The 14,779-nt window shown below is 63.0% G+C and carries 9 protein-coding genes; 7 read left to right on the forward strand and 2 right to left on the reverse strand.

The features are described 5' to 3' along the window. Window positions 1-9: 9 nt before the first annotated feature. Window positions 10-903: an aldose 1-epimerase family protein gene (locus AC0L3U_RS30620; protein WP_473294083.1), complete on the reverse strand. Its 894-nt coding sequence runs from the start codon at window positions 901-903 to the stop codon at window positions 10-12. A gap of 170 nt (window positions 904-1,073) precedes the next feature. Between AC0L3U_RS30620 and AC0L3U_RS30625 the strand changes: the two genes are divergently transcribed. The 7 genes from AC0L3U_RS30625 (at window position 1,074) to AC0L3U_RS30655 (ending at window position 13,373) form a co-directional block, all read left to right on the forward strand. Beyond that, window positions 1,074-2,177: a glycosyltransferase family 4 protein gene (locus AC0L3U_RS30625; RefSeq protein ID WP_473294082.1), complete on the forward strand. Its 1,104-nt coding sequence runs from the start codon at window positions 1,074-1,076 to the stop codon at window positions 2,175-2,177. Between the two features lie 264 nt (window positions 2,178-2,441). Beyond that, window positions 2,442-3,581: a glycosyltransferase gene (locus tag AC0L3U_RS30630; protein WP_456765705.1), complete on the forward strand. Its 1,140-nt coding sequence runs from the start codon at window positions 2,442-2,444 to the stop codon at window positions 3,579-3,581. Beyond that, window positions 3,581-4,915, forward strand: coding sequence for a hypothetical protein (locus AC0L3U_RS30635; RefSeq protein ID WP_473294081.1), 1,335 nt, complete (start codon window positions 3,581-3,583; stop codon window positions 4,913-4,915). The genes AC0L3U_RS30630 and AC0L3U_RS30635 overlap by 1 nt, the downstream gene beginning before the upstream one ends. A gap of 30 nt (window positions 4,916-4,945) precedes the next feature. Continuing rightward, on the forward strand, window positions 4,946-6,220 hold the full coding sequence (locus AC0L3U_RS30640; protein WP_473294080.1) for a glycosyltransferase family 4 protein: 1,275 nt from the start codon (window positions 4,946-4,948) through the stop codon (window positions 6,218-6,220). Then, window positions 6,217-7,608: a hypothetical protein gene (locus tag AC0L3U_RS30645; protein ID WP_007606797.1), complete on the forward strand. Its 1,392-nt coding sequence runs from the start codon at window positions 6,217-6,219 to the stop codon at window positions 7,606-7,608. Before AC0L3U_RS30640 ends, AC0L3U_RS30645 begins: the two co-directional genes overlap by 4 nt. 476 nt (window positions 7,609-8,084) lie before the next feature. Continuing rightward, window positions 8,085-11,993 (forward strand): RHS repeat domain-containing protein, encoded by a 3,909-nt coding sequence (locus tag AC0L3U_RS30650; protein ID WP_473364284.1) that lies wholly within the window; start codon window positions 8,085-8,087, stop codon window positions 11,991-11,993. 255 nt (window positions 11,994-12,248) lie between these two features. Beyond that, a complete protein-coding gene (locus AC0L3U_RS30655) occupies window positions 12,249-13,373 on the forward strand; it encodes an acyltransferase family protein (protein WP_007606793.1) in 1,125 nt (374 codons plus the stop codon). A 25-nt stretch (window positions 13,374-13,398) separates the two neighbouring features. Here the strand turns inward: AC0L3U_RS30655 and AC0L3U_RS30660 are convergent, their stop codons facing one another. Next, window positions 13,399-14,760, reverse strand: coding sequence for a polysaccharide pyruvyl transferase family protein (locus tag AC0L3U_RS30660; protein WP_007606792.1), 1,362 nt, complete (start codon window positions 14,758-14,760; stop codon window positions 13,399-13,401). Window positions 14,761-14,779 lie beyond the last annotated feature (19 nt).

The raw sequence follows: 14,779 nt of genomic DNA on the forward strand, positions 1-14,779 counted from the left end.
CGCCAACGATCAGTCGCCTCCGACTGGGGACGATCCGACCTCGATCCGGAACGACAGTCGCTCTTCCGCACCCGGCGCGACATGCATCAGGCCCGGCTTGTCCGTGAACTCGCCGTCGAAACCGGCAGGACTGGCGTAGCCGCGCCAGGGCTCGATGCAGAGGAACGGCGCGCCCGACGGCTTCGACCAGACCCCGAGCTCGCGAAAGCCGCGCCATGACATTTTCAGCCAGGGGCCGGTGGACGCAGCATAGCGGACCGCATCGCTCTCGATCCGGTCGAAGATGATGGCGTCATCGGCGAACAGGGATTCGGACAAGGGGAGCTGCATGCCCTTGACGGGACAAGGCTCCGCGGCGGCGCGCAGCAGCCCGCCATCGAGACGGCGGACAGGAGAGGCTTCCGCCTTCGCAAAGGTCAGCGCGTAATCCTCTTTCGCGCTTTCGGGTTTGAGCGGCCAGTTGAACGCCGGATGGCCGCCGGTCGAAGCCGGCAATGTCTCCTTGCCGGTGTTGGCGATCGTGAGCGTCAGATCGAGGCCGGCGGCGTCAAGCGCGAAGATCGCTGTCAGACGGAACGCGAACGGATAGAGCGCGCGGGTCGCCTCGCTGTCTTCGAGCACCAGCTTGCAGCGGCTCTCGCCGCGCTCCGCCCATGCAAAGCGGCTGTCGCGCGCAAAGCCGTGCTGGGTCATCCGGTATGTCTCGCCCCGGTGCCGCAATTCGTCCCCGGCAAGGCGCCCCACGATCGGAAACAGCAGCGGCGCATGGCGCGGCCATTCCGGCCCGGCCTGCCAGACGAATTCGGTGCCGGCATCGTCCCTGAGCGAGCAGAGCTCGGCGCCGTGCGCTTTGACCGTCGCGGTGAGGGAGCCGCTGCGAAGGGAGTGGGTATCGTCACTCATGGCCGACATCTACACCGCGACCTCACACGCAGCAAGGCAGCGCCAGCCATGCAGGTAGAGCTCCTCCACCGTGCAGGGCTGCGTCATATTTCCGTACCTAATGGTTGCTCCTTTGCGTTTCGTCCCCCGCCGGGTCGGCCCGGACTCCGATCAACCATCGTGGTAGCCAATTGAAATTCTTCATCAACGGCCGCTTTCTGTCGCAAAAGCTCACCGGCGTTCAGCGTTATGCTGCCGAGATCGTCAAGGCGATCGACGTGCTTTTGGCGTCGGAGCAAACGCCCGCCTCGCTGCGGAACGCAGACTGGCAGTTGCTGACGCCCGTGGATGCAAGCGAGCAGCTTCAGCTGGAGCGAATCAATATTCGCGCCGTCGGCCGCTTGCGCGGGCACGCCTGGGATCAAATCGACCTGGCGCGCGCCGCTGCGGGAGGCCGCTTGATCAGTCTCGCCAATTCCGGCCCGGTGTTCCATCACGACCACATTGTCGTGATCCACGACGCACAGGTCTTTCGCAGGCCCGACTTCTTCAACTGGCGCTATCTGGCGGTTCACCGAACCATGGGCCGGCTGCTCGCCCGGCACGCAAGTATCGCAACCGTTTCGGGCTTTTCGCGCAAAGAGCTTACCGAGGTGCTGAATCTGTCGGCAACAGCGATCCCGATCTTCCCCAATAGCGCAGAACACTTCGCCAGGACGAAGCCGGATCCCGGCATCATTGCCCGTCTCGGGATTCAGCCGCAGCAATTTTTCCTCTATGTCGGCTCCAGGACCAAGAACAAGAATCTTTCCGTCGCGATCCGGGCGATCGAGCTGCTCAACAGAACTGACGTTCCCCTGGTCATCGTCGGCGGCGACAACAGCAAGGTCTTCCAAGACAATTCGAGCGAAGGGGTTTCCGGCCTGTTGCTGGCCGGGCGTCTGACGGACAGCGAGATCGCAGCGCTCTACGCGCATGCATCGGCATTCGTATTTCCCTCGCTCTATGAAGGCTTCGGCGTGCCGCCGCTCGAAGCCATGATCTTCGGCTGCCCGGTCATTGCCTCGACAGCCGAAGCGGTCGTCGAGACGTGCGCCGACGCCGCTGCGTATTTTGACGCCAATGATGCCGAAGCATTGCAGCAACTCATGCTCGAAAGATTGGCAATCGGCGCCATCTCCGATCAGGAACGCCAGCGGCAGCAGGAACGCGTTGCGTTCTTTTCGTGGCAGAAGTCGGCGAAGTCGTTGCTCGATCATCTTGCACCACCGGCAAACATTGCCAGCGCTGCTTGAAGTTCGATGCAGTTCGCTCATTGCGCGCATCGGTTTTCGCACAAACAATTTGCAACTGGCTGCAACGCGCGCACATGCGCATGGTTCCGCCAAACCTTTCTGTTCTTCGAGTGACAATCGTGCGCGCAAAGAGCTTGGCGCAACATCACCACATCGCTGCCCCAATATCGCTACGGATTCGAGGAACTGTGTTTCGCACTAGCGAACTCGGAGCAGGGACTCACGATGTCCGGCTCTCCAACGCGGTCCTACGGAAGGCAAACGATGAAAGTGTTGCACATCGCCGAGACGATCCGCGGCGGGATTGCGAGCTACCTGAACGAGTTGCACCCACAGCAACAGGCGAGCTTCGGCACCGGGAACGTGCATTACGTCGTGCCGTCGGATCATCGTCGCGATCTTCCAGCGATCGATGACAACCAGATTACGACGTTCGAACGCTCCGGCCGCGGCGTTGCCGGACTGTTCCAGATGTTGCGCGCAAGCATGCAAGCGCTGGATGCCTTCCGTCCGGACGTCGTCCACCTGCATTCCTCGTTTGCCGGCCTCGTGCTGCGCCCGGCGCTGGCGGCCCGCTCGGACGGTCCGCGCGTCGTCTATTGCCCGCACGGCTGGGCGTTTTCACGCGAGACCGGCCGCCTCAGTCATCTCGTGACGAAGGCGGCGGAGAACCTCCTTGCGCGCACGTCGGACCGAATCATCTGCATCTCCGGCGACGAGTTCAACGAAGCCGTCCGCGCCGGGATTCCCGCCGAGCGCCTCACCCTCGTCCACAATGGCATCTCGAAGAGCCGCACACCGCAGCCTGTCGCGGCCGACTGGACGTCCAAGAAGGTCAAGGTCCTGTTCATCGGACGCCTGGACCGCCAGAAGGGCTTCGACCTCCTGATCGAAGCGGCACGCTCGCTCGAGGATGTGCTTGATATCCGCATGATCGGCGCCTCCGTCGTCAACAAATACGAAGGCCCGAGCGTCCCGCCCAACGTGTCCCTGCTGGGCTGGCTCGACCGGCCGACCATCGAGACTCAGCTCGAGGCCGCCGACCTCGTCGTGATCCCGTCACGATGGGAAGCCTTCGGCCTCGTTGCGCTCGAGGCGATGCGCGCGGCCAAACCCATCTTGGCGTTCCGCAGCGGAGCATTGCCCGAGATCGTCGTCGATGGCGTGACCGGCGTGCTTTGCGAGCCCGTTGCGGTCCAGCCGCTCGTCGACGGCTTCCGCCGAGCACTCGATCTCGATCTCAAGGTGCTGGGACAGCGCGGCTACGACCGGTTCAAGCAGTTTTACGACGTCCAGAAGACGCATGGGCAATTGCAGCAGGTCTATGCCGAGCTCCTGCAGGACGATCGGGCACCGGTCGACGCGAAGGCGGGGCTGCAATCGGACCTCTCCAAGAATTTCTGATGGCTCCGCTCCCACGCACCTTGGTTCGCGGCGGCCTGCGCCTCGCGGGCCTCATCGCATCCATTTTTCTACCGGTCTCTGTCTGCGCACAGCAGGCTCAACCGCTCGATGCCCGATTCCTGCTGGGGGTCGGCACCCATCAGGGGCTGGGTGGCCCGGTGAGCGCGCGCGGATACGTGCCTTCGGAGAACGTCGCGCAGATCAAGCAACTCGGCCTCAATGCCTTCCGCGATGATTTTCCCTGGTCCGATTTCGAGGTCGGGGGACGCCGGATGGGCTTCACGCCCAGGCTCGGCAGGCTCGAAGCGCAGGTCAGGTCCGGCGTCGCGCGCCCCCTCCTGATCCTGGCCTTCGGTCATCATCTGGTTCCGAATTCCTCGCCGCCGACCACCGATGAGGCGCGGCAGCGGTTCGCAGACTATGCCGCGGCGGCGGCGCAATCGGTCGTGGCGCAGCACCCGGTCTTCGAGCTCTGGAACGAATGGAATCTGGCGGCGAAGAAGGATCCGGCGTTCTCGCCGGAGAACTACCTGGCGCTCGCGCAAGTCGCGCGACCGGCGGTGAAGCGGGTTGCACCGAATGCACCTTTCCTGGTCGGAGCGCTCGGCGACGATCCGGGCTGGACATGGACGGAGAAGATGCTGCGGACCGGCATCCTTCAATATGCCGACGGCGCTTCGATCCATCTCTACAATTTCTGCATGGGCCCGAGCAAACGCACCTCGGCCGAGATCATCGACCGGCTCACGGCGTTTCACCGTCTCGTCGCCCAGGCCAGCGGAAACCCCGACTTCCCGATCTATGTCACGGAGACGGGCTGGACCACGGCCAGCAACAAATGCGGCGTCAGCGAGCAGGCCCAGGCCGACAATACCGCGCAGCTGATCCTGTGGGCGTCCACTGCGACGCGCTGGTTCAAGGGCATGTGGCTCTACGAGCTCAAGGACAGTGGAAAGAACCCGTCGGAGCTGGAGGATAATTTCGGACTCTATCGTTTCGACAATTCGCCCAAGCCCGTCGCCTGCGCGGTCCAGGGGGCCTGGGTTTTCATTCGCCCCACCCTGAGTGCCGAGCGACGCGAACTCGCCAATGGCGTCGTGTCGATCAATGCATCGACGAATTCTGGCAGCAGAATTGCAGTCTGGTCCGAGGCCCCGGACCGGCGTTACGAAATCCGGCTCAAGGGCGATCAACAGGGCGCAAGCTTTGCGATGCCGTGCGATCAGGCGGCAAAGCCTGCATCCGGGGTCTGGATCCCCGTCTCGAGCACACCGGTCCTGATTGCAGCCAATGACAGTGCCGTTCCCGCCCTGGAGATAAGGCCGGCGCGGTAGACGCGATTTTGCAGACATGAGGTTGACGCGATGAAAGTTCTTTTGACGTCCACGCTTTATCCGACGCCTCAGGCCCCAAAGATCGTCGGCGGCGCCGAGATCTTCGCCCGACGCTTCGCCGAAGGGCTGGTGCAGCGCGGTGACGAGGTGGAAGTGATCCGGGCCGCATCTACGCCCGGGCAAGCTCCGGAAACCTGCGACGGCATCAACGTCCATTCCGCGCCGGTGCGGAACGTGTACCTGCCCTTCACGGAGCAGAAAAACGTCGCATTGCGCAGCATCTGGCACGCGGTCGACGACTGGCAGATGCAGGCCCCCCTGATCGCGGAACGCATCCGGGCCTTCAAGCCGGACGTGCTGCACTCCAACAATCTGTCGGGTCTCACCACCGCGGTCTGGCGCGTTGCCGCCCAGCTCGGGGTTCCCGTGCTCCACACGCTTCACGACTATTACCTGACCTGTCCGCGCTGCTCGCGCTTCGAGAACGGACGGTCCTGCGAGCACACCTGCACGAGCTGCGGAATCCTGAGCTTTCATCGCAAGCGGGCCACGCACTGGCTCAGTGCCGTGGTCGGCGTCAGCGAGCGCGTCCTGTCGATTCATACCGACATGGGCATGTTCTCGGAGACGCCGATCCGCACCGTGATCCGCAACGCCTCGACCGAGCCGCCGCGCGAGCCCTATCCGCGTCCGATCTGCACCACGGAGGTGACGTTCGGATTCATCGGCCGCCTCACGGAAGAAAAGGGCATCGAGAACCTGATGCGGGCCCTGGCCCTGCTGCCCCGGGATCGCATCCGCATGTTGATCGCCGGCCGGGTCAGTGACGAGGAGCAACGGCGCCTCAGGACGCTCGCGCCGGATGCACGAATAGAGTTCATGGGCTTCGTGGCGCCCGACGATTTCTACAAGCAGGTCGACGTGGTGGTCGCGCCCTCCATCTGGCACGATCCCGGTCCGCTGGTCGTCGCAGATGCCAAGGCGGCCGGCAGGCCGCTGCTGGGAACGCGCTTCGGCGGCATGCCCGAGGTAATCGAGCACGGAGTGACCGGCTGGCTGACCGAAGCCGATCAGCAAGCCCTCGCCAAAAGCATGCTCGCGGTCGCAGCAGATCCGCACAAGATCGACGAGATCAGCCGGCGGCTCATCGCCGATACCAACAAGTGGATCTTCTCCGACGTGCTATCTTCATACAAGAGCTTGTATGAGCAATTGCGCGAGCAGCGAATGTCGCGCGTGCGTGCTGTAACGTCCGACGCGCCACAAGGGCGGTCCGTCGGCAAGGAGCGCCTCATTCCGAGATGACACGCCTCCTCGCGATGGCGGGCTATGTCTATCAAAGCGCCGCGGCGGTCATCCTGATCTTCGCGATCAGCCATCTGCTGCCCGCCGCCGACTACACCAACTTTTCGCTCGCGCTGGCCTCGAGCCAATTGCTCTGCGTCCTGATGTTCGAGTGGCTGCAGCTGGCCGGACTTCGTTTTCTCGCCGCAGCCGGGGACAACGAGGCGGCGCGGCTGAGATGGTCGCTGTTTGCAGCAGGCCTTTCGAGCGCGGCCGCGCTCGTTGTGGTCGGAAGCTGCGCGTCCCTGGCGAGTGCGCTCCCGGCAGGAATCATCGCGTTGGGCCTGGGCATATCCGTGCTTCAGGGCCTGGCAGATCTCTACTTCCTGTCGGTCCGTCTGTCCGACCGGCTCGGCGTCGCATCCTCTCTCCTTGCGCTGCGTGCCACCGCACTTCTGGCGGGGGCAGCGGCGGGAGGCGTGATTTCGGGGACGGCTGAAGCAGCGCTGCTCGGGATTGCGTCGGGCCACTTGCTGGGCCTCGTCGCCGGGCTCGTCGCATACCGCACGCCGCTGGAGCGCGCCTCTTTGCAGGCGATGCTGGCTGACTGGAAGACTTTCGCCGGCTACGGCATGCTCGCGGCAGGCGCCTCCGTCATCCATTTGTCGGTACCTGTGCTGCTCCGTGTCATCATCATCGGCCGCCTGGGCGCGACCGGGGCAGGTGCCGGATTTTCGATGGCGCTCGACCTGCTGCAACGTCCGTTCTGGGTCCTCAACGCCGCGATCCACACCGTGAGCTATCCCGATGTCGTCAAGGACTTCGAACACGGGACCGTCATGAAGTCGGTTCAATCGGCCCGGCGGATGTTCGAATTCATGATCTGCACGACCCTCGTGCTGCTCGGCGGCCTGGTCGGCTTCATTCCGGATGCGGCCCGTATCCTGGTGCCGCGGGAGAGCCTTGACGGGTTCCTGGCGACGGCCCCCGCGGTGGCCGCCTTCTATTTCCTGCACACGCATCTCCAAGCGACCGTCGCAGTGGTTCCACACCTGGAGAAGCTCGCGACCCGGCTTGTGGTCGTCGCGGCCGGTCAGCTCGCGATCGTCGCGGCCGTCGCGCTGGCGGCGGTATGGGCCGGACTGTCGCCGCAGCAGGCCGTCGGCTGCGCTGCGCTCGCTACCCTCGCCACGATCCTGATCGCGCTTGGTCCGACCCTGCGGTTCGAGGCATTCCCGCGCTTGTCGTTGGTCATGCAGGCCCTTGCGGCCGCCATCCTGATCGGATCGCTCGCTGCGATGCCGACCGGGCCCGCGACATGGCTCACCGGCAAGATCGTGATCGCCGCGATCGCGACGGCGGTCATCGGATGGCGCGGGGATTTTCTATTGCTGACCCGCCGCGGCTAGTTCGTCGCATCCAAGTCTGCGACGCAGGTCGGGTTGCGGATAAACTTCAGCAACGCGCACCTGCACCATTGCTGGGCATCCACAACCAAAACGAGTAAATTACAACATCTAATCGAAGCGGCATGTGCGAACTTCGCATGCAAGAAAACGCATGGGTTGCCGAAGGCACGAAACGAAAGACACTCCGAACGGTGGACAAGCGGGCCGCGTCGCACCGTCGTACGAATTCACTCGCGAGAGTTGCGCATATATTCAGCACCGCAATTGGTGAAAATCACGAAAGCGCCCTCCTCACGTCATCCTGTCCCGGCATCTCATTCATATTCTGCTGCGCAGAGATCGATTCTGTTCCTGCACAAGGAACTCGTTTCGCTCGCGATTTGTAGCTTCGATTTTTATCTGAAATTCACACTCGACAGAGAAGCTTGAACGCAATCCCTGCGAGCATTTTCGCTCGCGCTGAAATCGAGTGTGCAATGTCCGATCAAACCATCCTGTCCGCCAGCGGCTTCATCAACTCCATCGGCGTGAACACGCATGCCGGCTTCGGCTGGACCGGCTACAACAATCTCGCGCTGATGGTCGATGACCTCATGTATCTCGGTGTCACCCATCTCCGCGACGCCATGGGAACCAGCCCGGCGGCGCAACCCGTCGTCGAGGGTCTGGCTGCTGCCGGCTACAAGTTCGACTTCCTGGTGTCGTCCGCCCTGCCCCAGACCGGCACAACCGGGCTGCAGAACTACATCGCCTCGCTCCAGAAGTTCGCGACGAGCCACCCGGGCAGCATCAGCGCCATCGAAGGGCTCAACGAGGCCAATCACCAGCCCTTCAGCTACAATGGCAGCTCGAGTCTTACCGCCGCGGCTCAGTTCCAGAGCGCGCTCTATCAGGCGGTCAACGCCAATGCCGCGCTCGGCAGCATCCCCGTGTACAATCTGTCACTGGCCTATAACGATCCGCAGGGCTACAGCCAGCTCGGCAACATGTCGGGCTCGGTCGACTACGCCAACGCCCACGCCTATGTCAGCACCAGCCTGACGACCGGCAGCTCGATTTCGGCCACGCTGAGCGCCGTGATGGCCGCGGCACCGGGAAAACCGGTCGTCATCACCGAGACCGGCTACACCACGCAGGCCAACACCCAATATCTCGGCGTCAACGAGACGGTGCAGGCCAAATCGATCCTGAACACCCTGGTCGATGCCTACAAGGCGGGCGTGAGCGCGACTTATCTCTACGAGCTGCTCGACCGCGACTCCTCCGCCAGCAATACCAACCCCGAGGCCAATTTCGGGTTGTTCAATTCCGACGGGACGCCGAAGCTCGCCGCCACGGCCATTCACAATTTGACGACCATTCTGGCCGACGACGGCAAGGGAAACCTGCAGCCGACTGATCCACTGAACTACACCCTGAGCAACATGCCGGCCACCGGCAACAGCATGGTGCTCGGCAAGAGCAACGGCGCTTACGAGCTCGTGGTGTGGGCGGAGCCGAAGCTCTGGAACGATCCCACCGATACCGAGGTCTCCAATCCGGCTCAGACGGTCACCGTGAACCTCGGCGGCGTGCATCATTCGGTCAAGGTGTACGACACGCTGACGGGAACCACTGCGATCGCCAGCTATACCGACGTCAGCACGATCACTATTCCGGTCAGCGATCACCCGCTGATCATCGAGATCGATGCCCCTCCGACCACCACGACTCCGCCGGACACGCGGACCAGTGTCAGCGGCACCGCTGCCGAGATCGTGCCGCAATTGTCCGACCTCAGCACGTCGACGGCGCTGAAGACGATCACGCTGACCGACTCGCATGTCCTACCGGTCGCCTCGAAGGCGACCATGGACTACATGATCGCCCATTACGGCGGCGCTCTCTCCAAGATCGAGGGGGGATACTCGTTCTCGGTAACGAATACGGCCGCGACCTGGCGGAGCACGAACACCTACAATTCCGGCGGGACGCTGCTGTCGAAGTCGGACACCGGCCTGAATTCGAGCGGACAGCCGACCTCGACCACCGTCGCCTACACCGACGGTTCCAAGGACCTGATCAGCTACACCGGCGGCGTGAAGACGAAATTCGTTCACGTCGGCACCGACGCAACCAGGACCACCGACACCTACAACACCGCCGGAACCCTGCTGAGCGAAGTGGTCCAGAAGTCCGACGGCTATTACTCCACCACGCTCTATACGAGCGGCGTGAAAACCGCCGCCTATGTCAAGAATGCCGACGGCTCGCAGGACAATTACACCTACGGCATCACGGGCAAGAGCTTCACGACCCAGGTTCAACACCTCGATGCATCCGGAAAGATCACCTCGGTGACCCGCAGCCACGCCGACGGCTCGCTGGACTCGACGCAAGTCTACAACCCCGACGGCAGCAGCGTGATCACCACCTATAGCGCCACGGGCGTCAAGCTGGTCGAGACCGCCTATCACGCCGACCACAGCAAGGATGTCTGGACCTACAACATCACCGGCCAGACCTACGCGACCGAGCACGACGTCTACAACGCCACCGGCTTCCTCACCGGCCTGACGCGATTGCACAGCGACGGCAGCCTTGCCTTCAAGCTCACGCAGACGACCGCCGGCACCAAGACGACCGATTGGTACAATGCCGCCGGCAGTCTCACCAGCGAGGTGGTCCAGAAGGCCGACGGCTTCTCCTCGACCACGCTCTACAGCAACGGCGTCAAGACCAACGCCTATGTGAAGAATGCCGACGGCAGCCAGGACAATACCGCCTACGGCATCACAGGCCAGAGCTACACCACGCTGATCCAGCACGTCGATCCCACGGGCAAGGTCACCGCCGTGACCCGCAAGCATGCCGACGGCACGCTCGACTATACCCAGGTCATCAACAGCGACGGCGGCAGCGTCGTCACCAATTATGATGCCGCGGGATCGCGGACCAAGGAAACCGACTTCCATGCCGACGGCAGCAAGGACGTCTTCCTCTTCAACATCGCCGGCCAGACCTACACGACCGAGCACGACATCTACGATGCGACCGGCTTCCTCACCACGCTGATACGCAAGCACGCCGACGGCAGCATGGCGTTCAAGCTGTTGCAGAGCGCCGATGGGACCAAGACCACGGACTGGTACGACGCCAGCGGCGTCCTCACCAGCGAGGTGCTCCAGAAGCCGAGCGGCTACAGCGCGACCACGGTGTACACCAACGGCGTGAAGACCGCGGCGTACATCACCAACGCCGACATGAGTCACGACAATTACAGCTACAACATCATCGGTCAGAGCTACACCACGCAGTACCAGCACCTCGATCCGTCCGGCCAGACCACCGAGGTGACCCGTTGGCATGCGGACAACTCGCTCGACTATACCCAAATCGTCAATAGCGACGGCAGCAGCGTGGTCACCAACTACGATGCATCAGGCGTCAAGAAGACGGAAACCGACTACCACGCCGATGGTTCGAAGGACGTCTTTCAGTTCAACGTCGCCGGCCAGACCTACACGAACGAGCACGACAGCTACGATTCGACCGGCTTCCTCACCGATATCGTTCGCACCCACGCGGACAACGGCCTGGCCTTCACGCTGAAGCAAAGCGCCGACGGAGCCAAGACCTCCGACTGGTACGACGCCCACGGCGTCATCACCAGCGAGGTGACGACCAAGAGCGATGGTTACAGCTCCACGACCGTCTATAGCGGCGGCGTGAAAAGCGCTGCCTACATCAAGAACGCCGACGGCACGTCCGACAACTGGAACTACAATATCACCGGGCAGTCGTACACGACCCAGCATCAGCACCTCGATGCCTCCGGCAAGATGGTCGAGCTCACCCGGACCCACGCCGACGGGACTCTGGACTATACCCAGGTCATCCACGACGACGGCAGCAAGCTGACGGACATCTACAACAGCGCCGGCACCAAGACCCAGGAGATCGCCAACCACACCGACGGCTCCAAGGACGTCTTCCTTTTCAACTTCAACGGACAGACCGGGACGACGCAGCACGAGAACTACAACTCCGCCAGCGCGCTGCAATTCTTCGATCAGAGCAAGGCCGACGGCACCCACAATGTCACGGCTGTCGCCGGCGGCGTGACGATCCAGGGCGGGGCCGGCAACGACGTGTTCTCGGCCGCGCCGAACTCGACCACCATCGCCTACGATCATGGCCAGGACCAGATCCTCAACTTCCAGGCCGGCGACGGCACGACGCACGACGTGGTCCAGATCTCGAAGCTGCTGGCCGCGGACTACGGTCACCTGCAGATCACGCAGTCCGGCACGAATGCGCTGATCACGTTTTCGGACAGTGATTCGATCCTGCTGAAGAACGTCTATGTCTCCAGCCTGACGAGCCACGACTTCGTGTTCGTCTGAGCCGGGCGGACTGATTGCTGCATCAACGTCGAGCGGGCCGGGACCCATCAAGGTCCCGGCCCGCTCACTTGGCGTCTGCCTCATCAAGAGGCAGTGTTGGGACGATGAAGACGTTCGCTTCCCTGGCAAGACGGTCTCGAGGAACTCGAGGCTGACCGATTCGCGATCACGCTGCCTCCGCCGCTGCATCCAGCGAACTTGCGTCACAATTCGACTCTAGAAGAGAGATGAACCGCGCAAGGACTCCGAGACCCGATGGAAGCCAGTGAAGCAAGACGTTTTGTCGTTCTCGACTTCTACCGCTTCGTCGCCGCGCTCGGGGTCTTCATCTTCCACCTGAAGCTGATCGACACTGGCATTTCGCCGGCCTGGAACGGGTCCTACGGCCTGTTCGTGGACATGTTCTTCATCCTGTCCGGCTTCGTGATCTCCTATTCCTACCCGTCCGACGCGCGTGGCGTGGCGGCCTATTCCCGTTTCATGATCCGTCGCATTGCACGGATCTATCCGCTGCACCTGCTGAGCTTGCTCATCTTCGTGGTGCTCATCGGCGTCGGCCTGGAGCGCACGGCCCGCTCGACCCCGCTGGACTTCCTGTACAACCTTGTGCTGCTCCAGGCCTGGGGCGTCACCGACCATCTCAGCTTCAACTCGCCGTCCTGGTCGATCAGCGCGGAATTCTTCTGCTATCTGGTGTTTCCGCTGCTGATGCTGCTTGCGCGCAAGGTCCAGCCGATCGTGCTTGGCGCGATCGTCGCAGCGCTCTATCTGGTTCTTGCCCACGGCCATCTGCCGATCTGGCAGGAACGGTCGCAGATGTATGGAGCCAATTTCGACTACGGGATGCTCCGCGCGCTGCCGAGCTTCCTGAATGGCATCCTGCTCGCCATCCTATTTCGGATGTCGCATCCCTATCGGCACAAGCGGATGATCTTCGCCGGCATCGGCACATTCGGCCTCTCCGTGCTCGTCCTCAACGTCTTCGCCAAGCCGGATCTGGCCATTGTCCTGTTCTCCTGCGCGATCCTGCTCACTGCGGTCGGCGAAAGCGCCTTCAGGCAGTTTCCGGGTGCCCGCCTGCTTGGACGGCTCGGCAACACCTCATATGCGATCTACATGCTGCATGATGCGGTTCTCATTGCCGTGTTCAAGCCGTTGTGGACCTGGCTCGGACTGCGGCCTGATCAGTTCGCCCTGTTCGCCCTGGCGTGCTGTGTGGTCCTGACCGTCATCGCTGACCGCACCTACGCCTATTTCGAAAATCCGGCGCGGCGCTTCATCAACCGCTGGGCCGACATCGGGGCCGCATCCCCGCGCAAGGCGGCCGCAACCGACACCTCCGTCCGCTTTGACAACACCACCGAACGGGCGGTCAACTGACCGCCTGCCGATGACATGAGGCCGTTCAAGCGACCTTCCCGTCGGCCTCCGGCACAGCCCGCATCGCGCTCTCGCCCAGCAGCGGTGCGATGTTGGCGCGGGACAGTTCCATGACTTCGGGGAGCATCTGCCGCACCTTCCCGCCGGCGGCTTCGTGTGCGCCCAGGAAGTGCAGCACGAACTTCTCAAAGCTGTCGTCGACCAGGAACTGGGTCGGCGACAGCAACAGCGATTCGCTGACGCCAAAGTGTGCGAACAGGCCCTGGAACTTGTCCTGATAGGTGATCGCTGCGACAGGCGTGCCCTGCCCAAGCGCCGCAATCGCCAGATGCATGCGCCCGGTGATCACGCCGTCGACCCGACCAACCACGGCCTTGATCTCGCCCGCCGACAGCGCCTGATCGACATGGTGCACGTGATCGCCGAGCGTGGGCTTGAGGCGGTCGGCCAGCGGCCGCAGGCAATTGTCGTCGGCGATCTCGGGGCGGTAATCATGTGCGAGCAACAGCCAGCTTGCATTGTGCTCCCGAGCAAGCCGCTCAATGGCGACCGCCGCGAGCTCTATCATGTGCCGCAGCTTGGCCGGCTCCGGCTTCCTGAACAACATCGGATGGATGTTGAAGACGAAGACCTTGCGACCTTGCTCGCGTTGTCGCGCGATCGTCGCCGCGATCTGCTTCACTGCGGCCGTCTCCGCCCGCGGCGTCAGCATGAACGCCGCGTCGGCGACCAGATGGGCGCGTTTCCGGGCGAAATCGTCGAAACGCTGAAGGGATATCGCATCGCGCAGGTTCAGGACCACGCCCGGATCTAGCAGCCGGAACACCTCGCGCAGCGCCTTGGCCGGGCGGGAATTGAAACTGAATCCGAGCACGCTGACCTTGGCGCCGAATGCCGCCATCAGGTCCGCGACGAGCAGCATGCGCGCGGCATCGACCGGAGAATAGTAGCCGTCGAGCACATCGGCGCCGAGAACCAGCCCGAAATCCGGCCTCGTGAGCGACAGCTCCTGGGCGACCGTCTCGTACGAAAAGGGCTGCCGCCAGAGTTCGAGCGGCTTGAAACCCATCGCGCGCACGTCCGCGCTGGCCGCTGCGGTTGCGGTGACGATGTAGACCTCGAGATCCGGATAGGTCCGCCTCAACTCCCCCGTGGCCGCTTCGATCATGGCCTCATCGCCGCGCGACTGACGAACGCTCCAGGGATCGGAAGGGAGCACGACGAGCCGGCGCGGGTCGTTGCGCGGCGCGGCGTTGACGCCGACGTCCCTCCGGGCGTTCTGCCATCTGCGCAGCTCGAGCAAATCGAGCGCCAACGGCGTATTCTTGGCGCTGTTGAGCCAGCCTCGGAGTTGCCTGCGTACGGGCACCGGGATCAATTGCTTCACGACAGTCTCCTCGTCTTCA

The organism is Bradyrhizobium sp. Kon69, from assembly GCF_055807515.1.

What these genes read in the sequence shown, in the direction of transcription:
- AC0L3U_RS30630 (WP_456765705.1), top strand. Translation starts at nt 2,442, where the DNA reads ATGAAAGTGTTGCACATCGCCGAGACGATCCGCGGCGGGATTGCGAGC.
- AC0L3U_RS30620 (WP_473294083.1), bottom strand. Translation starts at nt 903, where the DNA reads ATGAGTGACGATACCCACTCCCTTCGCAGCGGCTCCCTCACCGCGACG.
- AC0L3U_RS30655 (WP_007606793.1), top strand. Translation starts at nt 12,249, where the DNA reads ATGGAAGCCAGTGAAGCAAGACGTTTTGTCGTTCTCGACTTCTACCGC.
- AC0L3U_RS30635 (WP_473294081.1), top strand. Translation starts at nt 3,581, where the DNA reads ATGGCTCCGCTCCCACGCACCTTGGTTCGCGGCGGCCTGCGCCTCGCG.
- AC0L3U_RS30650 (WP_473364284.1), top strand. Translation starts at nt 8,085, where the DNA reads ATGTCCGATCAAACCATCCTGTCCGCCAGCGGCTTCATCAACTCCATC.
- AC0L3U_RS30640 (WP_473294080.1), top strand. Translation starts at nt 4,946, where the DNA reads ATGAAAGTTCTTTTGACGTCCACGCTTTATCCGACGCCTCAGGCCCCA.
- AC0L3U_RS30645 (WP_007606797.1), top strand. Translation starts at nt 6,217, where the DNA reads ATGACACGCCTCCTCGCGATGGCGGGCTATGTCTATCAAAGCGCCGCG.